The sequence below is a fragment of the Streptomyces sp. NPDC107454 genome (assembly GCF_055582885.1).
Genome location: NZ_JBVJPA010000010.1, coordinates 371130 through 395987, shown reverse-complemented (window position 1 = coordinate 395987; position 24858 = coordinate 371130). Strand labels below are relative to the sequence as shown.

The following is a 24858-nucleotide window of genomic DNA, read 5'->3' as shown; positions in this document are numbered from 1 at the left end:
GTAGGCGGTTCACTTCATGTGCGTCCATACACCTGCTCCTCTCATGTCACAGATCCAGTTCCTCTCCTGTCTGATGTTGATAGGTGGCAACACACATGAATCGAAGGTGGGGTACCGTGCTAATGCCTTATACGGCTGCAACTGTTAGATTCGCCCCTGCGTCCCGGCATACCGTGTGGCGAGAACACCTGGAGACACTCAGATCTGCGATGGATTTCAACGCGCTGATCGCCCAGGAAAATGCATCTCTGCAACGAGGTCTGCTTCCGGCGCCGGCGCTGAGTGAAGACAACTTCTCGGCCGCTTCGCGTTACATTCCAGGGCGGGCTCACGCACTGTTGTGTGGTGACTTCTACGACATTGTGCAAACCGAGGACTCGACCGTACACGTGATCTTGGGAGATGTCTCCGGGCATGGAGCGGCTGAGGCTGCTCTGGCGGTTCACCTGCGCGTGGCTTGGCGGACTGCTGTTCTCTGCGGCAAAACCCAGTTCGAGCAACTGCGCATCCTGGAGAAGATTTTGATCGATGAGAGAGCGGACGACGACGCCTACAGCACTGTTGTGTCGCTCGTTTTCCCTCCGGGAGGATTGTCTTTGAACGTGGTGAGCGCCGGGCATCCGGGGCTTCTGCTACGCAGCGGCGGGGAAATCCGCTGGGTCGAGCCTCGGGCCGGAATTGCCCTGGGCCTGCTTCCGGGATGCGAGGATTGGACTCAGACCGGTGTCTCGCTTTCCCCGCGTGACAGCGTCGTTCTCTTTACAGATGGACTGTTCGAAGGAAGGACTGGCCCCTCCACACGACTTGGCGAGGAAGGCCTGCTGAGGCTGGCGATGCAGCACGGACACCTGCCGGGGCAGGAGTTCATCGACGCCTTGGTCCACGGTGCTGTGTCCAGGGCGGCGCCCTTCGGGGGCCTGGCGGACGACGTAGCAGTTCTTCACCTGGGCTGGAACGCAGGGAGCTGACCGCCCGTGTCGGTATGCCATTGACGATGATCGATCACGCCTGGGCCGTGGTCCGAGATGCCCACGTTTCGTGGAGTCCGGCGGACTGTCCCGAGTCGGGCGGAGTCGAGTTGCCTGGTTTCAGGCTACTGGCGGGGTGCCGTGCGGGTCGGTCAGTATGTGGGAGCGTGCGGGAAAGTCGATGTCACAAGACGCGTGCATACCCGGTCAAATGATTGAGCCCAGGAATGGAGGAGGCGCGTCGTGTGCGAGGACTTCGTCATCGGCTGTTGGAGTCCCTTTACCGGGCGCATGGGCTGCATGGGCTGCATGGTGGCACTTTGCCATCGGCACGCAGAAATCTCTGACGCCCTCTGAAGGTTGAAGGGATAATTGTGTGCGGCCGTGTTGTGCTGCGCCCTGTGAGAGGGAGGATGCTGTATGGACCATGCTGACGCGGTGCCGGTCGCGGAGTTGCTTGATGAGCGTCGGCACCTGCTGGAAGTCACCAGCTGGATGCTGGGCAGCTCCCGTGAGGCGGAGAGTGTCGTCGGCGAGACCTACCGTCGGTGGTACGGGCTGTCCGACGCGGAGCGCGAGCGGATCACAGCTCCCCGATACTGGCTCGCGAAGACCGCGGGCGGGATCTGTCTGGGCCTGCTCGCTCGCCCCCACCAGGATGCGACCGGCCAGAGGGACCAGAGAGGGGAGCACCGTACGAAGACGGGAGACGCCGAGGACGCGCAGACGAGCCTGGCGGAGGAGGTCAGCCGGGTCCTGCTGAGCGCGCTGGACTCTCTGTCGCCGGCCGAGCGGGCGGCGTTCGTGCTCAATGACGTCTTCGGCATAGCCTCCGATACGGTGGTCGACATCGTGGGACACTCAGAATCTGAGCGCGTCGAGCTCGCCGACCGGGCCCTCCACAGTCTTCGGAGGCAACGCTCACGCGCCACCCCACCGGACGAGCACGATCTCCTCGCCCTCGCCGTCCGTCAGGCCTGCGTGAACGAGGATGCCGAACTGCTCGAGTCGCTGCTGTGCCCGGACGCCACGGCGTTCTTCGACGGCGGCGGCAAGGTCCGCGCACTGAGCAGGCCCGTACGCGGCAGCCGTCAGGTCGCCCACAGTCTGCTGAAACTCCTGGCCCGCCACCCCCGCACCACCCTGAGCACCCACTCCATAAACGGCCGCACCGGCCTCATCACCCGCTATGACCAGCAGGTCGCCGCCGTCATCAGCCTCGATGTCGCCGACCACCATGTCGCGCAGGTCTGGGTTGTCCTCAATCCCGACAAGCTACGCTCCTGGAACCAGCCCCCCACCCCCGGCGACGCCGACTCGCACCGGAGCCCGTCACAGCAGGGTGATGGCTGGGCCTGATCGCTTCTGGGCGCTGCTGTGCGGCCCTTTCATGGTGCATTGAGGCTCTGCTGCTGTGGAGATCGTTCTGTCCGACGAGGAGCGGGTCGAACTTGTGGACCAGGCAGGGCTGCCGGACCGGCGCACGGCTGAGCGGGCCCGGATCATCCTGGCGTGCGCTGACGGGATGTCGAATGCGGGTGCCGCGCACGCTGTTGGTGCCGGCGTGAACACGGTCCCGCAAGTGGCGCGGGAAGTTCGCTGCTGAGCGGCTGGCCGGGCTTGAGGACGAGGGCGCCATCGGCCGGGCGGCCGAAGTCCAAGCTGGCCCTGACGGAGGGCGAGCGGGCCGAGTTGGCGCGCTGGTCGAGGCGGGCGAAGACCACCTTGCGCCTCGCGTTGCGGGCGAAGATGGTGCTGCCGTGCGCCGAGGGCATGACGAACGAGCAAGTCGCAGCCGATCTGGGTGTAGACCAGTCGATGGTGGACCGTTGGCGGGCCCGTTTTGGGGCCGATCGCCTGGACGGCCTGCACGACGAACCGCGAACCGGTCAGGTCGCCCACCCTCGATCCTGCTCGACCAGGTCGAAGACGTCATCGTCGCGACCCTGGAATCCGCATCGGGCAAAGACACTCATCGGTGAACTCCACCGCTGCCATCGAGCGGTCGAGTTCAAGAAGTTCCTGACCGCCACAGACAAAGCCGTGCCCGCCGACCTCGACGTGCACTTGGTGTGCGACAACTGTGTCACCCACAAGACCTCTGAGATCCAGCAGTGGCTCGCCCGGCACCCCCGCTGCCACGTCCACTTCACACGGATCGGCTGCTGCTCGGCGAGATCCTCACATCCCTTGCCGGCTACCTCACCAGGATCGCCCCACCCAACAGCCCAATCGGAACCGAGCAACCCTCAGGATTTCTGGCGCATCACACTAACTGATCATTTCAGAATGAGGTTCGGAGTCGCCTCAAGCAGATGATGCTGCAGGCGAGTTGGAGCAGGCCGGGATGAAGGTCGGCGCGTATCTCGTAACGGATCCGTCGGGAAGGCCGCCTGTATCAGCACCTCTGCGTGACCCGGATGTACTTGTTCACCGGCCTGCCGGCGCCGCGACGCGGGAACGCGAGCCGAGGAACGCGGCGATCTTGCTCGGGTTGAACACCCACATCACCTTGTGGATGCCCTCCTTCGAGGCGGCTATCGTCATGAACGCCATGGGTCGGCCATCCCGGTAGACCGTCACGCCCGTAAAGCCGTTGGCGTCGACCAACCTGAGCTTCGCCTCCCGCCACAGCTGCGGATAGGTCGCCATTTTGGCGATACGTGCACGGCCCAGCACAGGTATACGAGCGCAGCCCTGGAGACCGTTTCCGTCGGACAGACTGACGGCATCGGCGGTGAGAAGGGTCTCCAGTGAAGCCACATCCCCCGTTTGAGCCGCTGAGAGGAAGGCGTTCAAAAGGCGCCGGTGCTCCGCCGTGTCCACGCTCTCCCGCTGTTCGTCCGACAGATGCTTGCGAGCACGGCTGACGATCTTCCGTACGTTGACGACGCTGAGCTGAAGGATTTCAGCGATTTCGGGGTAGGTGTAATCGAACGCTTCACGCAGCACGTACGCGGCGCGTTCCGTTGGACTCAGCTTCTCCAGCACCAGCAGCAGGGCCAGTTCGAGGGCTTCTGCGCGCTGTGCACCCACCTCCGGATCCGAGCTGGTGTCGATGGGCTCGGGCAGCCAGGGCCCGATGTAGGTCTCCCGGCGCACACGCGCCGATTGCGTGACGTTGATCGCCAAACGGGTCGTGGCGCTCGAGAGGAAGGCGACCGGGCTGACCACCACGGAGCGGTCTGTCTTCTGCCAGCGCAGCCACACCTCCTGGACCACGTCCTCGGCCTCGGCCACGCTGCCCAGCACACGGTAGGCGATGCCGAACAGACGTGCCCGGTGCTGCACAAAGACAGAGACAGCCTCTTCAAGGTCCCCTCGCGGGGTGGACAGTTCGAGATCCATGATGATGCGTACTCCGTTGCTCCGGTTACGGCTGGCTAGCGGCGGGACCACGCGGCTACCGCGCAGTTGCGGATGGCTCCGGCCTGCGATGTCAGGCGCTCTTTTGAAGACCGAGGTGTTGCTGGGCGTAAGGCGCTGAATGGCTCGTTCGGGTGGTACCGGAACTGTGGTCACTGAAAGTCACGACTGCTCGAATCGCATCTGTTCCATAGACCGGGATCGGCTCGTTCCTGTGACATGACTGGGGCAGAAGGGCCGCGCATGGCCCGGGCGAAGGCCGTGGAACAGCTCTTCACGAAGTTGGGGAGTGATGATCTGAGCAGCTCGTCGGCCTGCGGAGCTGCCTGCGGATGGTCTCCAGCAGGTGCTCGGAGTTCTGCTGCTCGGTAGGTGTTGTGCTCTTTCAGGCCGCCGCGGTACTTCTCCACCCAGTTCTTCGCGAACGAACCGTCAGGGATTTGGGTGAGGACCTTCTTCATCTCGGCCTTGGTGGCGTCGGTGACGCAGTCGCCCCACTCGGAGGTGTACCAGCGCATCTCTTCGGGGCCACACTCGTACGTGAGTTCCACGATCAGCTTCAGCTTGATGACGCCTGCCTGCGTGTCGCCGATGCCCTTCGCACAGAAAAGCGCCTGCTCCACCGCCACGAGACACGGGACGCCGCAGCCTTCCTCGTACGGGCGCACCATGTGGCCCGGCTCTTGGCGACGACCAAGCACACGTCCATACCGGCCGGGGGCTTGATGAAGCCGAACCGGATATTGAAGCAGTGGCGGACACAGCCTGGCGATCAGCGCTCCGCACCCTCGCGATCGCCGATGTCGTTCCGAAGTCGCCTCTGCTCGGGCTCTTCGTGCTTGCATCGGCGCGTGGCTGATCAAGCGCCGTAAGCCTGATGGCCCAGACGGGCGAGAGTACTTGCTCGCCGACCCCAGACGCCGAAGGTGTCAGCGACCGTCGACGAACGTGACCGTGTTGTCGAGCGGCGCCCGGCCGATACGGGGTTCGCCTAACGTCCCGTCCTCGTGCCCGATCGACATGCCGCAGAAGAGGAGGAGTTCATCCGAGGGCGACAGGACCTCCGCGACGGTCTTGTGATACTTCGCCCATGCCATCTGCGTGCAGCTGTGCAGCCCTTCGGCGCGGAGCAGCAGCATGACGGACTGCAGGTACATACCGACGTCGGACCACTGGGGTCGGCCCATGCAGCGGTCGATGTAGCAGAACAGGGCGGCGGGTGCCCCGAAGCAGTCCCAGTTCGCGGCAGCGGCCCTCTGGCGCGCTTCCAGGTCCTCACGCGGAATACCGAGTGCGCCGTAGCGCTGTTCACCGAAGGCGGATCGGCGCTCCTGGTAGGGGCTTTTTAACTCCGGCGGGTACTGCTCGTACTCCGGCTCGTCCCAGGGGTCGCCTGCGGCTATGCGCTCGCCGGCGCGCTTTTTGAGCTCAGCCAGTGGCCGGCCGGTCAGCACGTAGGCGTGCCACGGTTGGAGGTTCGATGCGGACGGCGCCCAGGCCGCGGCGGACAGCACGCGCTCCAGCACCTCCCGCGGGACCTGCTGGTCGGTGAATCCCCGCACAGCTCGTCGACTCGCGACCGCTTCATAGACGTTCATGATCGCCTGCATCCCCTCTCTGTCCGACGCATCTGTCACTGTCACGGTCGCGACAGTATCATTTAATATTATCTAGGCGAGGGTGGGGCGGTGCACATGGAGAGGGGGACTTGTGCGGGGCGGGTCGCGAGCGTCGCCGTCGTCTGCTGGTCCCCTGCGGGAGTGGTCTTCGCGCCGATCCGTGGGGTGGGCGTCCTGGCGCAGGCTTGCTGCGGGTCGATGTGTCGGCCTGGGTGCATGCGGCCCGTTCGGCAGTGTCGGGGCGATGAAGCTCCCGACCGTGATGCGCGCAGCCGGGCCGGTGTGTGGCGACGGCGGTCGCAGCCCTCAGGTCGGGTTCGCTGTGAAGGTGATGCGGCGCGGAAACCGTCCACGCCTCGGGCGACCGCCGCGCGGGTGCGCGCTTACGCCTCGCCCTCCGCGGGATGGGCGAACCGGGTCAGCAGCCCCGTCAACTGCTCGGGCTCACCGGGTCCCAGCTCGGCAACCAGGCGCTCGGCCAGCGGCTCCGCCGCCACATGAGCCGCGTCGAAAAGCTCGACGCCCTGAGGTGTGATCTCCACCGCCCGCACCCGCCGGTCTCCCGGAACGTTCTTGCGTACGGCCAGCCCCATGCGTTCCAGATCGTCCACGACCCGCATGATTCCCGCCTTGTCCGACCCTGTTGCCGCCGTCAGGTCGCGCTGCATCGTGGGCCCGCGGTCGACCAGCACGATCAGCACCGCGAAATGCCGCAACTCGATACCGAGCGGGCGGAGCGCCTCCGTCATCGCCGTGGCCGCACGCCAGTGCGCCCGCCGCAGCAGCAGGGCGAGAGCGAAAGGTGAGGTGTCCCCGGGGCGGTCGGTCGCACGCGAGGTGGCGGAGTGGGTGGTCCTGTGAGGAGCGTGGATGGTCACGAGGTCACATTACAGTCATATGTACATTCGATACTGTTTCACTTGAAACTAATTGTGTGGTGCTGCTCTCTCTCGCACCCAGGACCTTCAGCTCGTGGCCGTGAGGATGTGGTCGACGAGGGCACGAAGTTGGGCGAGTTGGGCTGACGTGTCGAGGACGTCCATGTGTCCGTTGTCGTCGAGCTCCACAACGTCCCCGTGCGGACCTTCACGGGTAGCGGTTGGCCGGCCGCTGGGTCGATCGGCAGTCGGGCTCCGGCTGGGCCGATGGTCGGCGTACCGGTGGTGGTCGATGCGCCGGAGTCGTCGGTCGGACACAGACGGCTCGGCGAGGGCCTGGAGGGCGGGATTCTTAAGGGCCGTCTACGAACGCCACAGGCTGTCGTCGGCGCGCGCTTTCGTTCCGCCGCCGGCATCCCGTCTCAAAGGGGGCCCTGACGCTCGCTCTCTCTGTTCGTCATGTCGGGGCAACGGCCGGACGTGCGGACTGCTCCCGGTTCAAGCCGGTGCCGGAGAGGATCCGAGTGCCCGGAATCGGTGCCGGTCGGCCTCGGAAGAGGCGCACTGCCACCGGGTCTCGACGAGGAGCATGGCGCCTTGTGGACAGCGAGGGCGCCCTTGTACTTTCCGCGATCAGCGACTTGAAGTACGGCCAGGACCTCGTGGCCTCCTGGGTCGCCGGATGCACGGACGTGGACGTGGCGGTCCCCACGACGTCAGGGTGAGGCGCCGTCGGCGGTTCATGATCTGGGAATGGCTCGCCGTACTCGCGGCCAACAATGGCGAGTGCATGTACTGCGGCGACCGCTCACAGACCATGGACCACGTGATTCCGTTCGCCGACGGAGGAGCGGATGAACTGACGAACCTCGTGCCGGTCTGTCACGACTGCGATCGGAGAAAGAGGGACAAGACCCCGCCGGCCTGGTTCATCGGGATGGACTTGACGATCCGCTGGTCCGGCAACGGCACCCCTCAAGGGCGGAGTGGGCGCGACGACAGCAGCATGAGCCTCCGAGAGATGTACCTCTCGGTCCACGAAGAGGTCTTGGGTCTGCTCGACGACCTGGACACGGTGGCCACGGAAATCGCCGATCCGACGCGCCGGGAGTGGTTCGAGACCCGGTATCGGCTGTACGGCTACCCCTGCGCGTCGTACGGCGTGCCGAGGGCACGCAAGCAGGCCGAACAGCGGATCGCCGACGCGAAGGAGAGGGGCTGTCCGAGCGTGGACGAGGAACTCGCCCGCTGGATGAAGCAGAGGGGCCTGTCACCAACGGACTGAGACGGCCAAGGCGTCAGGAACGGGGCTGGCTGGTGATGGGAGTCCCGCCGCCCTGGCGCGGCGAGGCGTCAACGAGCTCGCGTTGCGCTGGAGGTGAAGGTTGGCGGCAGTCCGGACGTCGGCACGGACACGGCCGTTGCGGGGCGGAGAGGCCGGCCCGGCGGGAGCCTCAGAAGCGTGGTGCGGTCCGCTCTCGCCCGCGCGTACGCTGCTCGTGCCCCAGGCGTGATATCTCCGCCCGGTACGGCTTTCCTTGGAGTGGTAAGGCCGATTCTGGTCGCATTGATCTCAAGCGTGCTGACGTTCGGCCCGTTGCCGGATCAGCTCTTCGACCGCGGTGGGCAGGGTGGTTTCGAAGTCGATGAGTTTCGCCCAGGTCGGGGTGACGACGATCCGGACCATGCCGTCGTAGAGCGAGTGGACCTCGGCCTCCCACTCGATGCGCTGCTCGGGTGTCATCTCGTAACTGCCGTTCATCTGGAGGTACTCGTCCGGGATGCCGTCGACGACGTCAAGCTCGGCCCGCCCGCGGATGAGCAGGATCTTCGGCGGGTGGACCTCGGTGTCGATGGTCAGGGCGACCACCGGGTTCTGTCGCAGCGCGGGCAGTTTCGGGGCGTTCTTCGTGGTGCACAGGACGATATCCGAGCCGTTCCAGGTGAACGCGATCGGGATACTGCGCGGTGTGCCGTCCTTGGCGACGTAGGCCAGGCGGGTCAGGTCGCGGGCCAGCAGCTCCTGGCTGATCGGTCGGTTCAGGATCTCGGTGATCTCGGCCGGTTGCATGGTGATCGCTCCTTCGGCGGCGTCGTCGAGCGACATGTCCGTGGCCGCTCGTATCCCTGGGACGGAGTCGGCCGGACGTTCTCGACATCCGAGACGCGCGAGTTCTCGAAATTGTCTGAGCTCGATCGCCACCGCACCTGAAGATCGACCGACGAAGCCGTGCGGGGCACCCAGTGGCGCGCGATGCCGCCGCGCAGCTCGCGATGGCACCGTTGCGCGGGCAGGCCTCGGCACGATCCCATGCGCGTTACACCTGATCGGCGCTGCGGTTCGGATGTCCTGTGACAGCGCGCAGACCGCGCGGAGCGGGCCCGGCCGGCAGGCGCTCGGCGGCTCCCTCACCAGTGGCGGACGGCAGAGTTGCGTACGATCAAAAGGCGAATGCGGCGTATGGGAATTGACTACTCCGACACGACTGGAGGCAGCGGTTCCCGGGCTGCGTGCCAGGCAGCGGGGAGAGCGGCAACTCCCGTGCGAGCGGCGATCACCCCGCCCGCGATAGCGCAGGTGGTGTCGATATCACCGCGCCCGGCGACCGTGAACCACAGGCCCTCGTGCAGGTCGTCGAGGTGCCCCGCCGCGCACCACAGAGCGTAGGGGACGGTGTCGGGCCCGGACATTCTGTAGCCGGAGCCCAGGACCTCCGCGGCGTGCCGAACCGAGGTGCGCTCCGGCATCCGGGCCGCGCCCCGCACTCCTGACCGGACGTCGCTGTCGGGGAGTCGCTCGGCGACTGCCTGAAGGAAGTCCGGCCGTGCCGGAGTGTTCCCGCCCCGGCTGCGCGTTGCCAGCGCCGCGGCGAGGGCGACCGCCACCGCCGCGGCGACCGCCTCCGGGTGGTGGTGCGAGACCTCGCCCTGGCGGGCGGCCTCCTCGGCGACCACGTCGAGGTCGGCGGCGTGCCAGGCGCCGAGCGGGGCGGCGCGCATGGCTGCCCCGTTGCCCCAGGAACCCTGGCCGCCGAACTGTCCGGCGACCACCTCCCGCCAGGGCTCGCCCGCGCCGATCCGACGGAGCACGTCGTGCATCGAGGCTCCGTAGCCGCGGTGCGTGTCGTCGGTGTAGGCGGCCGCGAAGCGCAGGGCGAGGCGGTCCTGGTCGACGGTGCCGCCGCCCTCGGCGAGTTCGCGGACGAGAACCAGCGCCTGGGCGGTGTCGTCACTCCATCGCCACAGCGGCTCCCGGGGTAGCGTGCGCGCCTCAAGGACTGCCGGACCGTCCCGGCGCAGGATGCCGAACCAAAGGTCACCAAAGGCGTCACCGAAGGCAAGCCCGTTCAGCGAGTTCATTGCGGCGGTAGGCACGTTGATCATCGGAGCAGTATCACAGCGCGACGGCGCTCCGGCACTCCGTTTTGGCACGGCCATGCTTCTAGTCCGGACACGGTGCTGGGCGACCACGGTTACCACTGGGACCAGTACCGTTGCCTCGTCTGAGACCCGGAAGCCGCTCATCGCCCGCCGTCGTACCGAGTATGGGTCCCCTGCCCTGGCTGTTCAACCTCGGGGTGTGGAGCGGGCGTTCGCCCACTTGTGCTGGTTCCGCCGTGTGCGGATCCGCTGGGAGATGCTCGACGACACCTACGAAGCGTTCCTCATCCTTGGAGGCGCTCCACCTGCCGGCGGCGCTTGAATTCGTTCCGATAGGAGTTCTAGGCCCAGGCGCAGATGATGTCGAGGCGGAGAAACGTCGCGGGGGAGCCTCAGGCCAGGGCGGTCCAGCCCAGAGCTGTCAGCAGGGCACCGTCAGCGACGATCAGTGCGTCCCACATCCGTGCGCCCGCGGAACCCTCTCACGTGCCGCTTTCGGTTCCCTGACCCTGCCGCGGGAGTCACAGTGACGGGAGGGCGATGATCAGCCACCCAGAAGCAGGATCCCGCCCGTCCGGCAATCGGCTGCGCCCCGTCATGAATGTCCGCGCTCACATGCCAGGTTCGTGCTGTGAACAGGAACCTGCGAAATCGTCCGGGCCAGGCGGACTGGTCTCGACATCTACCATCCACATCAGCCGGCGACTGGCCAGCCGGTACGGACGCTCTCGGACGGGTCAGGACATTCTTGGAGCGGCAGCGGCAGCGGCAGCGGCAGCGATGGTGGGCGGGTCCTCCATGTCCTGCGTTGTAGCTTGGATCTGCTGACCGACTGAACAAATGGTGATCGCGAGCCCCAACACATCTCATGGCAGCCGTAGTTGCTTTTCTTGTCACCGTGATGCCCTGCTCGAAGCAGGGCCGCGCGGAGCTGCCCCAGGGGTCTGCGAAACCCCCTCTTGACGTCCGGGCCAGGACGATCCCGCAGGTCGTTCAGGGCCTGCGGCCGTGGAAGGTGCGGCGCAGGTCGTTCACCCAGGCGGCGGGGTTCTCCCAGGGGATGAAGTGGCCGCCGTGGTCGTGGGCGTTGACGTTGACGTGGTTGAACCAGTCGCCCTGCGGGCTGGTCTTGAACGCCTCGACGCGCTCGGTGGCGGTGTGGATCCCGGGCGGGTTCTCGTAGGTGACGAAGGTGAGCCCGACCGGGGCCTGCACGACCGGGGTGCGGTCGTGGGCGGGGGCCCAGGGGTAGCGGTTGGCGTTGGCGTAGTAACGCATCGACGTGGCGATGGAGTTGTTCACCCAGTAGATCGTGGCGTGGGTGAGCAGGTCGTCCTTGGTGAAGACGGATTCGAGGTCACCGCCGTTGTCGCTCCAGGCGTTCCAGCGTTCCAGCAGCCAGGCCAGCAGTCCGGTGGGTGAGTCGCTCAGCCCGTGGGCCAGGGTGGCGCCGTCGAGCATGTGCACGGCGAGGTGGGACGCCGAGCGGTGGTCCAGCTCGATGATGCGGGCGCGGACGTCGGCGGGCTGGTCGTCAGTGAGGGGCCGGTTCCGGGCGAAGTCCCAGGCGCGGGGGCCGGTGAAGAAGTCGAGTGGCAGCCCGGAGCCGATGTGGATGCCGTACAGCTCGTCGGCGTACTTGTGGCCGAGCTGGCTGGTGACGATCCCGCCGATGTCGCAGCCCCCGGCGGCGTACTTCTCGTACCCCAGGGTCTCGGTCATCAGGGTGTGCCAGAGGTCGGAGACCTTCCAGAAGTTGACGTCCGGAAAGCCGGTGAGCGGGCCGGGGAAACCGAAGCCGGGCAGGGACGGCACGATGACGTCGAAGGCGTCGGCGGGGTCACCGCCGAACGCGGCCGGGTCGGCGAGCGGGTCGATCACCTTCGCCCAGTGCCAGAACGTCCACGGCCAGCCGTGGGTGAGGATCAACGGGATCGGGCGGGGGCCGTGGCCAGGCTTGCGCATGAAGTGCACGGGGACACCGGCGACGCTCACCTGGTAGTGCGCGTAGGCGTTGATGGCGGCCTCGGCCTTGCGCCAGTCGTAGGCGTCCCGCCAGTAGGCGACCAGCTCACGGAGATAACTGTCCGGGACGCCGTAGGACCAGTCCCCATTCCCCTCGTCCAGCGGCGGACGGGTCAGTGTGAGACGGGCGCGCAGGTCATCGAGGACCTCGTCCGGCACATGGATCGGGGTGGGCTCCAAGGGGAAGGCGTGCGGGGTGGTCATGGCGTGGTTCCTTATCGGGTGGAGGAAGCGGTGCCTGACAGCCGGCCCAGAGGCCGAACGGTGCACCTGGCGTTGGCTGTTGCCCGCGCTGTCACCATAGGGCGAGGGGAAGTCCCGCGGCTTCTGCTGTGCGAATCCGGTCCGCGATCGCGCTGAGGCCCTCCCCGACGGCGAGCCCGGCTCGGATGGTTGCGGCGATTGCGCGGGTGCGTCCCGCCGGCCCGCGGAGGTCTGCGAGCGGGCCCCGTGGGGTGCGGTGCCGGCTTGCCCATTCTGCGCGGTTCTCGGCGGTGGTGCCCTGCCGCAGATGAGCGGGGTTGGCGTAGCCGTGGGAGTCGCAGCGATGGCAGCGGTTCGGGTCATTCGCGCCGGACCGGCCGAGCCGGAGTATCACGCCGTGGACCAACTGGAAGGCGCACGGATGGGCGGGGACGGTGCCCCGGCGCGACTTCCCGAGCGGCCCGCCCGCGACCCGATAACGGGACTTCCTTGAGGGCCTCGGGGCCCGCCAGACCATTGCGTGACGGCGGCGACCTGACGGATACACCGCCGACGACACGGACCCACCTGGCGCGGGGCGGCTTCAGTCGTCGCGCCCGGTACCGCGATCGGGTGCGCTCATGTCCCCTGTCGCGGGGGTGCCGCCGGCGAGTCCGTAGCGCAGGTACACGGTGCCCGTCGGGCCGGCTACCGGCGGTTCGAGGAGTGTGATGTTCGTGGGCACCGCGCCACCGTCGAACACCTTCTTCCCGACGCCGAGCACGATCGGGTGCACCCAGAGGTCGAGCCGGTCGAAGAGCTGCTCGCGCAGGAGGGTCTGCACCAGGTTCAGGCTCCCGACCACCTTCACGTGCTCGTGCCGGTCACGGATCTCGCGCACCGCGCCGGCCAGATCCGGGCCGAGCTGAGTGGACCCGGCCCACGAGAGATTGGGCTTGCCGCGGGAGGCCACGTACTTCGGGACGCTGTTGAAGAGCGTGGCGATCTCGTTGTCCTCGCCGCCCTCCTGGTACGGCCAGTAGGCGGCGAAGATGTCATACGTCCGCCGGCCGAGCAGGAGGGCGTCCGTGCCCTCGTACGCGGCACCGATCTGCGCTGCGGTGACCTCGTCCATCAGGGGCGCCTGCCAGCCGCCGAACGGGAACCCCACCGGGTCCTCATCGGGGCCGCCGGGCGCCTGCCCGACGAGGTCGAGGGTTGCGAACAGCTCGATGTGGATGAGGCCCATGCCTTGCTCCCGATGAGTTGGTTGTCTCGGTCGGCAGGTAGACCTGCGGGCACCGGCAGACTCATCGCTGCGACGGCACCCGGCTTCGTACGCGTCCTGAACACCTGCACATCGCGCCATGGAGGGCAGCGACTACGAGGCGCTCACCAATCTTCTCGCGTCTGGAGCGGACGGACCCCAATGAAAGGTGCTTCGGGCGGACTGTGCTCTCCCACGCACTCGATCCAGGGGGAGATGGTCACCTGCAGACGGAGGTATCGCCGGAACACAGCGGCGACAGAGACCCTGCTCGCGTACGGCACAGACCCACAGTTGCCCGACGACGACGGTGATTACTCAAGTAGTTCCAGAAGTGAGACGTACGAACCTGATGAGCGCAGTGGGTGTGCCGGCACCGCCACGTCGCCGTGGTCACCACCGCCCATGCGTTCCTCCTGAGTAGGGTCGGAACGTGGCCCGCAGCAGCAGACAGCAGGACGACTCGTTCGCCCAGGAAGCACGGGGCGAACTGTCGCCCCGGGCGGCCCGAGCGCTGTGGTGGGGGACGGCCGGCCTGGTGCTCTCCGTCCTCGGCACCTCGGTGCTCGTCGCCGGCGCGGAACACGGCCGACTACTGCCCCTGGCCCTGGCTCTGGTCCTCACGCAGACCTGCGCCCTGAGGTGGCAGGCGCGCGCCCCGGTCGCCGTACTGGCTGTGAACGCGGTGACGGGGCTCGCGGTGTGGGCGCTGCTGCCCGCAGTGACCTTGACGGGGGCGCTGCTCGCGGCGCAGTTCGCCCTCTGCGTGCTGTCGGCCACCAGACCGCGGCGGGTCTCGGTGCGGGCGCTCGTGGCGATGTGCCTGCCGGCGCCGCTGGCGTTCGGGGCGGGCGGCGTCGCGGGGCTGGCGGTCTATCTGCTGACGGTGGTCCTGGCGTGGACCGCGGGGCAGTGGCGCCGGGCGCAGCAGGCGCGCCGAGGCCTGCGACCGATCGGTGGCCTCATGGATCCGCGCTGTCGAGCACGAGCTCAATCGGACGGCGCCACCGGGGACCACATGCCGAACCACTGCTCGGCGCCGTAGGCCTCAAACCGTTCCACCTCGGTGAACCCCAGCTTTGCCGCGAGGCGCATCGAGCGGACGTTGGCGGTCTGGGTGGCGAGCACCACTGATTCGCCGGGTAGCACGTCGGCGAACCATTGGAGTGCTGCTGCGCACGCCTCGGCGGCGTACCCGCAACCCCACGCCTCCGGCAGGAACAGATAGCCGAGCTCGGCCTTCCCAGCAGCCTGACGAAGGTGCCCCGTTTCTCTGTAGAGCGTGATCTGGCCGATCATCGCTCCGTCAAGATCGACTGTGAAACGGCCGGGCCGTCGGCTGGGCGTCCCGGGCACCGCCCGCTCGAGCTCGTCACGCGGGCGGGGACCACCGAGGTAGGTGCCCACCTCTGGCGAGGCCAGCAGCTCGATGACCGCCGCTCGGTCCCGGGCCTCGGGTTCACGGAGCACGAGCCGCTCGGTCTTTATCGGAGCAGGTGGCCAGGAGACGGGTCCAAGCTCAGTCATGGCGGGCAACCTATCGCACGCCCTCCGGGCAGGAGCTTCAGAGATGGCCCTATTAGGAGTCCTAGCAAAATGACCGGCTGTTGCCTTGGAATGACAGACTGTCAGTCGGAGTTGTGCCTGCATCCGATGGATCGGGGTGGGGTGTGGGGCAGTGTCGGCCGTGGGAGGTCGAGGACGGGCTGTGGGAGCGGATCGCTCCGCTGTTGCCGGTGGTCGAACGCAGGCAGCGGTATCCGGGGCGTAAGCGGCTGCATGACCGGCGGGTGCTCAACGGGATCCTGTTTGTGCTGTACACGGGCATCCCGTGGGAGTTCCTGCCGCAGGAGCTGGGGTACGGCTCGGGGAGTACGTGCTGGCGCAGGCTGCGGGACTGGCAGGAGGCCGGGGTGTGGCAGGCGTTGCACGAACTCCTGCTGGCCGAGTTACGGGCGGCCGGCCTGCTGGATTTCTCCCGGGCTGCGGTCGACGGTTCGCACCTGCGGGCGATGAAGGGCGGCGCGAAGACGGGGCCGTCACCGGTGGACCGGGGACGGACGAGCAGCAAGCACCACGTGATCGTGGAGGCGCACGGCATCCCGCTCGCCGCCTCGCTGACCGGCGGCAACCGCCACGATGTCACCCAGCTCATGCCCCTGGTCCATGCCGTGCCTCCGGTCCGGGGCAAGCGCGGGCGTCCCCGGCGGCGCCCCAAGGTGCTGTACGCCGACCGCGGCTACGACTACGACGTCTACCGCCGCGAGCTGCGAGAGGTGGGCATCCGCCCGGTCATCGCTCGCCGTGGGACCGAGCACGGCTCCGGCCTGGGCGTGCGCCGCTGGGTCGTCGAAGCCGCCTTCGCGCTCCTGCACTGGTTCCGCCGCCTGCGCACCCGCTGGGAGATCCGCGAAGACCTCCACGAAGCCTTCCTCACTCTCGGCTGCGCCATCATCTGCTGACGTCGCCTGAAGACCGCCGTTGACTAGGACCTGTCCGGCGGGCCCTGCGGCCGGTGGCCCTGGGTCCGTGACGCTGCCGTAGTCTCCGTGGTCATGTTCGAGTGGTGGCATGTGCTGGCGGATGACGAACGGCAGCAATGGACTCTGGATCCGTTCGTGAGTGTGGGGCTGCTGGCGTTCGGTATGGGTCCCGACGAGACGTCGCAGGTACTGAGTGGTGCCACCAGGGAAGCTCAGCGTCACAAGTTTCGCCGTCGTGCGGGCGAGACCGTCGACGCCGTCGAGGAGGGCGAGTACCGAGAATTCGGTTTGAAGCTCTACTACCGGGAGGAACGTCTGGCCGGCGTCGTGGTCGATGCGCTGCGAGGACCCCAAGTCTTCGTGGAGGGGGAAGCCCTGGTCGGCCGGGTCCCCTCCGTTCTGGAGCAATGGATGATCGGCCGTGCCGAGGCCCGCGAGCCGCATTCGGAGCTCTCGTATCTGGACGCTGGAGTTCCTGGGTCGGAATCGCTGGGCGTCATTCTGGATGTGCAGCGCGCAGGCGATCACCTGCTCACGCGACCGGTGTTCGTGCCCCGTGAGGCACTGGACGACCTCCCTCACTTCCTACCCCGAGAAGCGTGGTCGCGTTGCTGAGTGCCCATCGGGCAGACGGGGGTGACACCGCGGTCAGTCCGATGGATGGCAGCTGATCACGCCCGTAACCGGATGCGGATCGAAGCTGTCGACGCGGCGCCATGGAAGGTGTCGGCACGTTTCTCCACATGAACTGACAGCTCGTCACTACAAGGCACAAGCAGTTCATTTTGCCAGGAGTTCTTAGTGAGAAGGCTTCGTTCCGGAGCCCCTACCGGACTGTCTAATGCGGCGAACTTCCCTCACCCCCGAAACTGGCTGGAATCGATTCAACGGTTCCCTGACCCCGTACACTCCCTCGTCCGCCGCCATGGTGAGCTGACTGTCGTAGCGCCGTACGAGACGGGCCGCAATCGAAAGACACCCTCGATGGCCAAGACGCGACCCTGGACGGATACCAAGGACGCTCAGATCAGCGGTCGGCGCGCGTGAACTGCGCCCCTTCCGGAGCCGGTGCTCCGCGGCTGCAGGAACTACTCGAGCCCTGAGGCGCGTTCGAGTCACTTGTACACAGCAGCTTGGAGTTCTGGGTCCTGGACGCAGAGAGCGCCACGCCGGAGGCTGCCGCCTCGCTGGAGCGTGCGAGCGCCAAGGGAATCCCTAACGTGCAGCTCACGGGCGTGGATACCGCGTACTGATGCGAGTCGCCGGACAAGAATCACCTGCGCCGGGTCATGCCGCACCCGGAGGAGCAGCTGCTGGACGTCTTCGCGCGAGTCCATGCGGAGAGCTGACCGAACACGGGTGAAGGTGCACGCCTCATGGGATCCTTCCGTGCTCACGGGCTCACTGCACGCGCGTACCGCGCGTAGGGATTAACTCCTGTCACGAGTCGCGCTTTTGATAGGTACATCGGTGCCTGGAAAGCCCCGATCGAATTTGCGAACCGCCGATCTCGTGCTTCTCTGAACCACACAAAGAAGCCCGTCGGAGCGAGCAGCCTGGACAGCTCCTAATCGGCCCCGACGGGCACCGAAGATCACCACAAGAGAGGTGATGCATGGTGTCCCCTGACAGTATCTCGCGGCAGAGGGAGCAACATGACTCCAAGCCGAGGTGGGGTGTGGTTCTGGCCGCAGCTTCGGCTACCGCGAACATCTTCCGCATGCTGCGGGAGCTCCTGATCCACCACTGAGACGGCAAGCTCGATCCGCTGGTCAACTCGTCGCGCTCTCCCGCCCGATGGGGAAGAGTGCGCGAGTCGACCGAAAGGTTGTGGTTGCTTCGCTTCTCCGTACTCCTCGGCGGACTGGCCGAGTTAGCGCGCGACCGGGGATTCGGCCCTGCTGACCATCGGCCGCAGGTTCGGTGACGTCTCGACCACCTCCGCATCGCTGAACTCCGGTGGAATCCTGCGCGAGCCGTGTGAGACGAACGGCTGCGGGGCCGACGGGCTGATCTTCAAGGGTGCCTACGTCCGCGGTCTGAGTGCCTTCAACGCCCAGTTGTCCGACCGTTCCTGCACCGCGTACCTCGCGCGGCAGGCCGACTCCGGCTACGCCGACGACCGCAATGCCCTCGACGTGTACGGACCGCACTGGGCCGGGCCGATCGACTCCACGGACGCAGTCTGCCGGCAGAGCGCATTCGACGTGATGAACGCGGCGTCCTGACTGGTCGCCGGCGAGCGGCGCCGCCCTCCTGGGGGAGTTTGGAGGGCGCCGACGCCCTGTTGGTGGATGCCCTGTCCGCGCTGCTAGAATGTCGGTCATCACGTGAGCCTTCTCGGCGCGGACTTCGATCCGCCGGGGAGGCTTTTTTCATGCCCGGGTTCAGCCTGCCCCGGCACCGGCGGGCCCGCTTCGAAGGTACTCACCCACCGAGCGACCTGAAAGCGCCGCGCCGCCCTACGGCTGCCAGTTCCCATCCCGCAAGAGGAGATCCATGTCATGGGCCCACGGACGAACACCGCGACAGCCACAGGTACTTGGCAACTCGGTGACCTGACCGTCAACCGCGTCGGGTTCGGGGCGATGCGCCTGACCGGTACCGCGCCCTTCGATGGAGGCGAGCCGCGCGACCGCGAACGGTCGATCGGCGTGCTCCGGCGGGCGATCGAGCTCGGCGTGAACCACATCGACACCGCCGCGTTCTACTTCTCGGCGACGCGCTCCGCGAACGAACTGATCAACCGGGCGCTGGCGCCGTACCCGGAGGATCTGGTCATCACCACCAAGGTCTGGCCGGGCCGTGATGCCTCGGGCGCGTGGTGGTGGGCCACACCGGCGCAGTTGCGCGGCCAGGTCGAGGAGAACCTGCGCCAACTCGGCCGCGATCACCTGGACGTGGTGAACCTACGCGTGCCGCCGAGTCGGCGGGCGGGCTCGATCGGCGAACACTTCGGCGCGTTGGCCGAACTGCGCGATGCCGGGCTGATCCGCCACCTGGGTATCTCCAACGTCACGTCCGAGCAACTGGCCGAGGCCCGGGCCATCGCCCCTGTCGTCTGCGTGCAGAATCCTTATGGCATCGGTGAGTTGAGCGAAGATCGGGCTCTCCTGCGGCTCTGCGGTGAACTCGGCCTCGCTTTCGTCGCGTTCTTCGCGATCGCCGGTTCCGGGCGGGAGGCGGGTCCGGCCGCCCGTGACAGCGAGGCGGTGCGTGCCGTCGCCCGCGCGCATGGTGTGTCCGTCGCGCAGGTCCGGCTGGCCTGGACCTTGCAGCAGGGGCCGCATGTGCTGGCGATCCCGGGCACCGGTGATCCGGACCACCTCGCGCAGAACATGGCGGCCGGCACGCTGCGGCTCTCGGAGGAGGAGATGGCGCGCCTCACCTCACTGCGGCCGGCCGCGCACAGTGGCCCGTTGCCGGTCGGAATCCGTTCTGCCGGCCACCGCGTGGACTGAGAGGGTCCGTCAGCAGGCGCCCACGAGTCGCCTGGCGCCAGAGCCCCGTACGACAGTCTTCGGGATCTTGCCGGGAACGGCTCAGGCTCTGCAGTTCAGCGCAGCCTCATGGGGAGTTGACGACGTCGACGCGCGTGCCGCTGGAGGGCGCCCGGCGGTTGACCACGGGGTTTTGCCAGTTGCAGTCGATCTCCGTGTCTCCCGCCCCCGAAGAGGGCCGCCGTCAGGTGCCGGCGGCCCCGCCGGTGCTGGTGGTGGTGCTGCCACCGCCCCCGCCCTGCCCCGGCGAAGCTCCAGAGCCGGTGGCACTTCCCGCGGCACCGCTGCCACCGGCGACCACCAGCAAGGAGCCGCCCGTGCTGATGCTGGAGGCACCGCCCCCACCCGGACCTTCAAAATGAAAGCCACTGAGCGGAAAACTCCCACCTGGGGCGCCGCCGTTGAACCCGCCGGCCCCCGGCGTCCCGGTGCCGTTGCAGCCTTTGCCGCCGGTACCGCCGACGTTGACGGTGAAGGTCGTCGGTGTGGCGGTGTGCGGGAGAGTGGTGACGACCCGGGTTCCCGTGCCACCGGTCCCCGTGACGGAACAGGTGGTGCCGGTGTTGTCGGCGCCGCCGGCGCTCGCCTTCGTGCTCACGGGCGGGAACACCAACGACTGCCACGCGGAATTTCGGCGAGACGCTGCAGCCCCGTTGCGCCGGCAGGGGCCGCACCTCGCCGATTGTGCGCGTGAAGGTGGAGCGGTCCACACCGAACCAGCAGGTCGGCACGTCGTGAGTGGTGCCATGGCGCGGACTCACCCGCGTGGTCGGCAGCCGGTCGACGAAGACGAGCCTGTGCTTCGCCGCGGTTCCTAGCGCGAGATCGTCAGGGTCTGTTGCGAAAGTGCTGGTCACAGCCAGTCGTTGAAGGCAGTGGCCAGCGCGGTCGCCTCGTAACGGACGGCGAGTCTGTCGTGCCTCGTGGCGAGCGCGCGGTGCCGCTTGAGCCGGTTGCGGACTCGGTCGGCCCGGACCGGGATGGTCGCCTTGATGCCGCGTGTGCGCCCACGTGCTCTCCGCCGCGGTGGCGGTGATGGCCAGCGGGGCTTCGGCGCCCCGGGGGCGACCGATCGAGGGCACCGTGGCGGCCACGACCGGTGGCACACGTGCGGGCGTGAGGTCTAGAGTGAGGACAAAGTGGTTGAATGGCGGACGGAGCTTCCCATGACTGCGCTGGAGCCCCTGGACCTCGCGGCGATCGAGGCGGAGCGTACGCGCATCCGCGACACGCATCTGGCCTCGGACCGGCCGGCGAGTTCCGCACGCGGAGTGCACCACGTGGCGCTGCTCTCCGCCGACGTCGAGCGGACCGTCCGCTTCTACCAGGGCATCCTGGAGTTCCCGCTCACCGAGGTGATCGAGAACCGCGACTACAAGGGCTCCACCCACTTCTTCTTCGATGTCGGCAACGGCAACCTGCTGGCCTTTTTCGACTTCCCCGGCCTCGACCTCGGCCCCTACGCCGAGGTGCTCGGTGGACTGCACCACCTGGCCATCTCCGTCGACCCCACCACTTGGCAGCGGCTGCGCGAACGACTCGACGCCGCCGGGGTCGACTACGAGGAGGAGAGCGGCACTTCGCTCTACTTCCGCGACCCCGACGGCGCCCGCGTCGAACTCCTCGCCGAACCCTTGGGCGAGATGTACGGCCACTCAGTGCGCTGACGTCCGCTGAAGGCACGCGGCTGACGGAACGCGCCGGCAGGTCAGCCCAGCGAGCTCGCCCAGTTCGCCGGCACCCGTCCCGCGGGACCCGGTGTCGGCTGGTCCTCGGGGTGGCTCAGCGGGGGAGCGAGGTCGGGGCCGGACTCGTACAGCTCGGACGTGTCGAAGTTCCAGAACCAGGCCTCGCCGGGTTCGAAACTGCGGATGATGGGATGGCCGGTGCTCTTCGCGTGCGCCGTGGCGTGCTTGGCCGGCGAGTCGTCGCAGCAGCCGATGTGGCCGCACTGCGCACAACGGCGCAGGTGGAACCACCAGCCGCCGGCGGCGTCGCAGTCCCCGCACCCCGGACCGCTCGGCGGGACACTCGGATCGATTCCGGCGGGCAGGCTCATGAAGACTCCTCGGGTGTTTCGGTGTCCGCGGCGGTCAGGGGAAGGCGCACCTGGAAACAGGTGTCGCCCGGGACGGACTGCACGTGAATGCTCCCGTGGTGCTTGTTGACAACGATCCGAAACGAGATGTCCAGACCGAGCCCCGTCCCCTCACCGACCGGCTTGGTGGTGAAGAACGGGTCGAAGATGCGGTCGCGGATCTCGGGCGGTACCCCGGGACCGGTGTCGCGGAATTCGACGAGCAGGTCGTCGTGGTCGAGTGCGGTGCGCACGGTCAGGGTCCCCTCGCCGTCCATCGCCGAGACGGCGTTGTCGATGAGGTTCGTCCACACCTGGTTCAACTCGCCCGGATACGCGGGGATCTTCGGCAGCGTACGGTCGAACTCCTTGACGACCTTGACGCCGGAGCCGATCTTCCCGGAGAGCATCATCAGCGTGCTGTCCAGCAGTTCGTGGACGTCGACGACCTGATACGGCGCGCGGTCGAGCTGCGAGTACTGCTTGGCCGCGTCCACGAGGTGCGTGATACGGGTCGTGGAGTCCTCGATCTCGTTCATGAGGAGCTCGGTCTCCACGGTGTAGTTCAGCCAGTGGACCGCGCCCTGGAGCGTCTCCTCGTCCACGGCCGCCGCGACCTGGTCCAGCCAGTCCGTGTCCAGCCCCGCCTGCACGAACGTCGGCGCGAGCTGCCAGCCGCCCGCGATGTCATGGTCGTCCAGCCAGTCGGCGAGCGCGTCCTCCCGGTCGGAGGCCTCCAACGGGCTCAGCGGCGTGGCCTTGGCGACCCGCTCGGCGGTGCGCTCCTGGATCTCGACCAGGATTTCCAGAGTGTGGCGCTTGTAGGGGCCCGCGGCGATCACGCCGAGCTTCTGCCGCATCTTCGCGACCCGCTCCCGCAGCGCGGAGGTGGCCCGGACCGCCGCCGCGGCCGGATTGTTGAGCTCGTGCGTCAGCCCGGCCGACAGCGAACCGAGCGCCAGCAGTCGCTCGCGCTGCCCGACGGCCCGCTGGATGTTCTGGCTGCCGTAGAACAGCCCTTCCAGCAGGTGCACGGCCATGGGGAACCAGTCCTGCATGATCGAGGAGAAGGTCTCGGCGGGCAGGACGAAGAACCGGGAGGGCACGGTGACGCGGAGGGAGCCCTTGTAGAGCGCCTGATCCGGCTTGCTCACATAGGCCTGGGTGGCTCCCGCGTACACCCCGCGCTGGGAGCTGCGGGTGGTCTCCACGTCGTCGCCCCCGACCCGGCGCGACATCACCAGGGTGCCTTCGAGGAGCACGAAGAAGCAGGTGGCCGGATCGCCCTCGATGTAGACGGGACCGGGATCGAACTCCTCCACCCGGCCTTCCCGGCACAGCCGCCCCAGCTGGTCCGCGTCCAGCTTCTCGAACAGGAACAGCGTGCTCAGTTCCCCCATGTCGCACGGCATCGGCCGCCCGCTCATGACTGCTCCAGGTAACGGTGGACGAGCATGACGGCCATGGCTCCCTCTCCGACCGCGGAAGCGACCCGCTTCGCGGACTCGGCACGCGCGTCCCCGGCCACGAACACGCCGGGAATGTTGGTCTCCAGGTGGTACGGCGGCCGGTCCAGTTCCCAGCCCTTGGGCGGCTGCCCGTCGATGGTCATGTCGGGACCCGCCGGGATGAATCCGCGCCCGTCCCGCAGCACCGTACCCTCCAGCCAGTCGGTGAGCGGGGCCGCGCCGATGAACACGAACATCCACTGCGCGTCGACGAGTTCGGTGTGCCCGCTCGTCACGTCCCGCAGGGTGAGCTGCTCCAGATGGTCCGTGCCGTGCGCCGCGTCGACGACCGTGCAGGTGCGCACCGTGATGTTGGGTGCCTCCTCGATCTGCTGGATCAGATAGTGCGACATCGAGGCCGACAACGAGGTTCCCCGTACGAGGAGGGTGACCGACTTCGCGCCGCGCGACAGGTACATGGCGGCCTGCCCGGCCGAGTTCGCCCCGCCCACGATGTACACGTCGTGGCCCTGGCAGGCGGCCGCCTCGGTCAGCGCCGAACCGTAGAAGACGCCGCACCCGGTGAGATCGGCCAGGCCGGGAGCCTGCAACTCCCGGTACGAGACACCGGTCGCCAGGATCACCGCGTGAGCGGAGATCGCCGAGCCGTCCGAGAAGCGGATGGTGCGGGACGCTCCGGTGACCTCGAGGCCGGTCACCTCGCGCGCGGTGAGGATCTCGGCGCCGAACTTCGCCGCCTGCCGCCGCGCCCGGTCCGTGAGCTGGCCACCGGACACCCCGTCCGGGAAGCCGAGGTAGTTCTCGATGCGCGAGCTCTGCCCGGCCTGCCCGCCGGTAGCCGAGCGCTCCACGAGCACGGTCCGCAGCCCCTCGGACGCGCCGTACACGGCGGCTCCGAGGCCGGCCGGACCGCCGCCGATGACGACGAGGTCGTAGAACTCCGATGTCGGCGTCGTGGCCAGGCCGACCCGCGCCGCGAGATCCGGGTCATCGGGCTCGACCAGCGGCGTACCGTCCGGCGTGATCACCAGTGGCAGCCGCTCCCCGTCCTGACCGGCCGCGGACAGCAGTCGCTGTCCCTCCGGCGTGTCGGACGAGTACCAGCGGTAGGGCACCTGGTTGCGGGCCAGGAACTCCCGTACGTCCGAGGAGCGCGCCGACCACCGGTGCCCGACCACCTTGCAGGTCGCCACGGGCCGGTAGTCGCTGGCCCGCCAGGCGTCCAGCAGATCGTCCAGGACCGGATAGAGCTTCTCCTCCGGCGGATCCCACGGCTTGAGCAGATAGTGGTCCAGATCGATCACGTTGATCGCGTCGATCGCCGCGTTCGTGTCCGCGTACGCGGTCAGCAGCACCCTGCGTGCGCCGGGGTACACGTCGAGCGCCTGTTCCAGGAACTCGATGCCGTTCATCTGCGGCATCCGGTAGTCGGCGAGGATCACCGCCACCTGGTCGCCCCGCAGCTTCAGCTCCTTGAGCGCGTCCAGCGCGGTCTCCCCGGACTCCGCGCGCACGATCCGGTGCGACTCGCCGTAGCGGCGCCTGAGGTCGCGCGCCACGGCGCGCGACACCCCGGGATCGTCATCCACGGTCAGAATGACGGTCCGCGCTGTAGCGGCGGCCTGTGCCATACGTCTCCCAC

Annotated in this window: 21 protein-coding genes and 4 pseudogenes; 12 read left to right on the top strand and 13 right to left on the bottom strand. The window is 67.7% G+C overall.

Annotation, left to right across the window (positions count from 1 at the left end; all coding sequences use genetic code 11):
- Positions 1-158 precede the first annotated feature (158 nt).
- The 4 genes and pseudogenes from ACZ69M_RS27315 to ACZ69M_RS27300 all read left to right on the top strand — a co-directional run.
- A pseudogene (locus ACZ69M_RS27315) lies at positions 159-968 on the top strand (PP2C family protein-serine/threonine phosphatase); the annotation flags it as partial.
- A gap of 420 nt (positions 969-1388) precedes the next feature.
- On the top strand, positions 1389-2327 hold the full coding sequence (locus tag ACZ69M_RS27310; RefSeq protein ID WP_470053794.1) for a sigma-70 family RNA polymerase sigma factor family protein: 939 nt from the start codon (positions 1389-1391) through the stop codon (positions 2325-2327).
- Between the two features lie 55 nt (positions 2328-2382).
- The gene (locus tag ACZ69M_RS27305) at positions 2383-2574 is read left to right on the top strand and encodes a hypothetical protein (RefSeq protein WP_470053792.1); all 192 of its coding nucleotides are present in this window, start codon (positions 2383-2385) and stop codon (positions 2572-2574) included.
- A 143-nt stretch (positions 2575-2717) separates the two neighbouring features.
- Positions 2718-3287, top strand: coding sequence for a helix-turn-helix domain-containing protein (locus ACZ69M_RS27300; protein ID WP_470053896.1), 570 nt, complete (start codon positions 2718-2720; stop codon positions 3285-3287).
- Between the two features lie 111 nt (positions 3288-3398).
- Here ACZ69M_RS27300 and ACZ69M_RS27295 read toward each other — a convergent pair whose 3' ends face one another.
- From ACZ69M_RS27295 to ACZ69M_RS27280, 4 genes and pseudogenes are all read right to left on the bottom strand, one after another.
- Positions 3399-4316 (bottom strand): RNA polymerase sigma-70 factor, encoded by a 918-nt coding sequence (locus ACZ69M_RS27295; protein WP_470053790.1) that lies wholly within the window; start codon positions 4314-4316, stop codon positions 3399-3401.
- A gap of 292 nt (positions 4317-4608) precedes the next feature.
- A pseudogene (locus ACZ69M_RS27290) lies at positions 4609-5088 on the bottom strand (ketol-acid reductoisomerase); the annotation flags it as partial.
- A gap of 175 nt (positions 5089-5263) precedes the next feature.
- On the bottom strand, positions 5264-5932 hold the full coding sequence (locus ACZ69M_RS27285; RefSeq protein ID WP_470053788.1) for a nitroreductase: 669 nt from the start codon (positions 5930-5932) through the stop codon (positions 5264-5266).
- A gap of 404 nt (positions 5933-6336) precedes the next feature.
- Complete coding sequence (locus tag ACZ69M_RS27280) at positions 6337-6831, bottom strand: MarR family winged helix-turn-helix transcriptional regulator (RefSeq protein ID WP_470053786.1); 495 nt, start codon at positions 6829-6831, stop codon at positions 6337-6339.
- A 163-nt stretch (positions 6832-6994) separates the two neighbouring features.
- Between ACZ69M_RS27280 and ACZ69M_RS27275 the strand changes: the two genes are divergently transcribed.
- Complete coding sequence (locus ACZ69M_RS27275) at positions 6995-8116, top strand: HNH endonuclease (protein WP_470053784.1); 1122 nt, start codon at positions 6995-6997, stop codon at positions 8114-8116.
- 288 nt (positions 8117-8404) lie between these two features.
- On the opposite strand, the gene ACZ69M_RS27270 is transcribed toward ACZ69M_RS27275, so the two are convergent.
- From ACZ69M_RS27270 to ACZ69M_RS27255, 4 genes are all read right to left on the bottom strand, one after another.
- Positions 8405-8902 carry a pyridoxamine 5'-phosphate oxidase family protein gene (locus ACZ69M_RS27270; RefSeq protein ID WP_470053894.1) on the bottom strand — a complete coding sequence of 166 codons (498 nt, stop codon included), beginning with the start codon at positions 8900-8902 and terminating at the stop codon, positions 8405-8407.
- Between the two features lie 401 nt (positions 8903-9303).
- Complete coding sequence (locus tag ACZ69M_RS27265) at positions 9304-10215, bottom strand: ADP-ribosylglycohydrolase family protein (protein WP_470053782.1); 912 nt, start codon at positions 10213-10215, stop codon at positions 9304-9306.
- A gap of 990 nt (positions 10216-11205) precedes the next feature.
- Positions 11206-12441 (bottom strand): epoxide hydrolase family protein, encoded by a 1236-nt coding sequence (locus ACZ69M_RS27260; RefSeq protein ID WP_470053780.1) that lies wholly within the window; start codon positions 12439-12441, stop codon positions 11206-11208.
- A gap of 583 nt (positions 12442-13024) precedes the next feature.
- Positions 13025-13669 carry a dihydrofolate reductase family protein gene (locus ACZ69M_RS27255; protein ID WP_470053778.1) on the bottom strand — a complete coding sequence of 215 codons (645 nt, stop codon included), beginning with the start codon at positions 13667-13669 and terminating at the stop codon, positions 13025-13027.
- Between the two features lie 451 nt (positions 13670-14120).
- Between ACZ69M_RS27255 and ACZ69M_RS27250 the strand changes: the two are divergent.
- Positions 14121-14669, top strand: a pseudogene (locus tag ACZ69M_RS27250) (sensor histidine kinase); the annotation flags it as partial.
- Positions 14670-14677: 8 nt separating this feature from the next.
- On the opposite strand, the gene ACZ69M_RS27245 reads toward ACZ69M_RS27250, so the two are convergent.
- Entirely contained in the window at positions 14678-15214 is a 537-nt protein-coding gene (locus ACZ69M_RS27245; RefSeq protein WP_470053776.1) for a GNAT family N-acetyltransferase, read from the bottom strand.
- A gap of 143 nt (positions 15215-15357) precedes the next feature.
- Here ACZ69M_RS27245 and ACZ69M_RS27240 point away from each other — a divergent pair, with 143 nt between their 5' ends.
- From ACZ69M_RS27240 to ACZ69M_RS27220, 5 genes and pseudogenes are all read left to right on the top strand, one after another.
- Positions 15358-16149, top strand: a complete 792-nt coding sequence (locus tag ACZ69M_RS27240) for an IS5 family transposase (protein ID WP_470053774.1) — start codon at positions 15358-15360, stop codon at positions 16147-16149.
- Positions 16150-16236: 87 nt separating this feature from the next.
- On the top strand, positions 16237-16785 hold the full coding sequence (locus ACZ69M_RS27235) for a hypothetical protein (protein ID WP_470053772.1): 549 nt from the start codon (positions 16237-16239) through the stop codon (positions 16783-16785).
- 449 nt (positions 16786-17234) lie between these two features.
- A pseudogene (locus tag ACZ69M_RS27230) lies at positions 17235-17516 on the top strand (DUF5926 family protein); the annotation flags it as partial.
- Positions 17517-18230: 714 nt separating this feature from the next.
- A complete protein-coding gene (locus ACZ69M_RS27225) occupies positions 18231-18398 on the top strand; it encodes a hypothetical protein (protein ID WP_470053770.1) in 168 nt (55 codons plus the stop codon).
- A gap of 276 nt (positions 18399-18674) precedes the next feature.
- Positions 18675-19631, top strand: a complete 957-nt coding sequence (locus tag ACZ69M_RS27220) for an aldo/keto reductase (RefSeq protein WP_470053769.1) — start codon at positions 18675-18677, stop codon at positions 19629-19631.
- Between the two features lie 223 nt (positions 19632-19854).
- Here ACZ69M_RS27220 and ACZ69M_RS27215 read toward each other — a convergent pair whose 3' ends face one another.
- Positions 19855-20268 (bottom strand): hypothetical protein, encoded by a 414-nt coding sequence (locus tag ACZ69M_RS27215; protein WP_470053767.1) that lies wholly within the window; start codon positions 20266-20268, stop codon positions 19855-19857.
- Positions 20269-20836: 568 nt separating this feature from the next.
- Between ACZ69M_RS27215 and ACZ69M_RS27210 the strand changes: the two genes are divergently transcribed.
- Entirely contained in the window at positions 20837-21337 is a 501-nt protein-coding gene (locus ACZ69M_RS27210; RefSeq protein ID WP_470053765.1) for a VOC family protein, read from the top strand.
- Between the two features lie 41 nt (positions 21338-21378).
- Here ACZ69M_RS27210 and ACZ69M_RS27205 read toward each other — a convergent pair whose 3' ends face one another.
- Genes ACZ69M_RS27205 through ACZ69M_RS27195 form a run of 3 tightly spaced genes read right to left on the bottom strand, consistent with a single transcriptional unit; the run spans position 21379 to position 24847 of the window.
- A complete protein-coding gene (locus ACZ69M_RS27205; protein ID WP_470053763.1) occupies positions 21379-21729 on the bottom strand; it encodes a UBP-type zinc finger domain-containing protein in 351 nt (116 codons plus the stop codon).
- The gene (locus ACZ69M_RS27200) at positions 21726-23174 is read right to left on the bottom strand and encodes an ATP-binding protein (RefSeq protein ID WP_470053761.1); all 1449 of its coding nucleotides are present in this window, start codon (positions 23172-23174) and stop codon (positions 21726-21728) included. Before ACZ69M_RS27200 ends, ACZ69M_RS27205 begins: the two co-directional genes overlap by 4 nt.
- Entirely contained in the window at positions 23171-24847 is a 1677-nt protein-coding gene (locus tag ACZ69M_RS27195; protein ID WP_470053759.1) for an NAD(P)/FAD-dependent oxidoreductase, read from the bottom strand. Before ACZ69M_RS27195 ends, ACZ69M_RS27200 begins: the two co-directional genes overlap by 4 nt.
- Between the last annotated feature and the right edge of the window lie 11 nt (positions 24848-24858).

Bases quoted from the DNA above. Each gene is read 5' to 3' on its own strand.
- ACZ69M_RS27200 (WP_470053761.1), bottom strand. From the start codon at position 23,174: ATGAGCGGGCGGCCGATGCCGTGCGACATGGGGGAACTGAGCACGCTG.
- ACZ69M_RS27285 (WP_470053788.1), bottom strand. From the start codon at position 5,932: ATGAACGTCTATGAAGCGGTCGCGAGTCGACGAGCTGTGCGGGGATTC.
- ACZ69M_RS27270 (WP_470053894.1), bottom strand. From the start codon at position 8,902: ATGCAACCGGCCGAGATCACCGAGATCCTGAACCGACCGATCAGCCAG.
- ACZ69M_RS27255 (WP_470053778.1), bottom strand. From the start codon at position 13,669: ATGGGCCTCATCCACATCGAGCTGTTCGCAACCCTCGACCTCGTCGGG.
- ACZ69M_RS27265 (WP_470053782.1), bottom strand. From the start codon at position 10,215: ATGATCAACGTGCCTACCGCCGCAATGAACTCGCTGAACGGGCTTGCC.
- ACZ69M_RS27295 (WP_470053790.1), bottom strand. From the start codon at position 4,316: ATGGATCTCGAACTGTCCACCCCGCGAGGGGACCTTGAAGAGGCTGTC.
- ACZ69M_RS27220 (WP_470053769.1), top strand. From the start codon at position 18,675: ATGGGCCCACGGACGAACACCGCGACAGCCACAGGTACTTGGCAACTC.
- ACZ69M_RS27210 (WP_470053765.1), top strand. From the start codon at position 20,837: ATGACTGCGCTGGAGCCCCTGGACCTCGCGGCGATCGAGGCGGAGCGT.
- ACZ69M_RS27245 (WP_470053776.1), bottom strand. From the start codon at position 15,214: ATGACTGAGCTTGGACCCGTCTCCTGGCCACCTGCTCCGATAAAGACC.
- ACZ69M_RS27300 (WP_470053896.1), top strand. From the start codon at position 2,718: ATGGTGCTGCCGTGCGCCGAGGGCATGACGAACGAGCAAGTCGCAGCC.
- ACZ69M_RS27310 (WP_470053794.1), top strand. From the start codon at position 1,389: ATGGACCATGCTGACGCGGTGCCGGTCGCGGAGTTGCTTGATGAGCGT.
- ACZ69M_RS27275 (WP_470053784.1), top strand. From the start codon at position 6,995: ATGTGTCCGTTGTCGTCGAGCTCCACAACGTCCCCGTGCGGACCTTCA.
- ACZ69M_RS27195 (WP_470053759.1), bottom strand. From the start codon at position 24,847: ATGGCACAGGCCGCCGCTACAGCGCGGACCGTCATTCTGACCGTGGAT.
- ACZ69M_RS27205 (WP_470053763.1), bottom strand. From the start codon at position 21,729: ATGAGCCTGCCCGCCGGAATCGATCCGAGTGTCCCGCCGAGCGGTCCG.
- ACZ69M_RS27260 (WP_470053780.1), bottom strand. From the start codon at position 12,441: ATGACCACCCCGCACGCCTTCCCCTTGGAGCCCACCCCGATCCATGTG.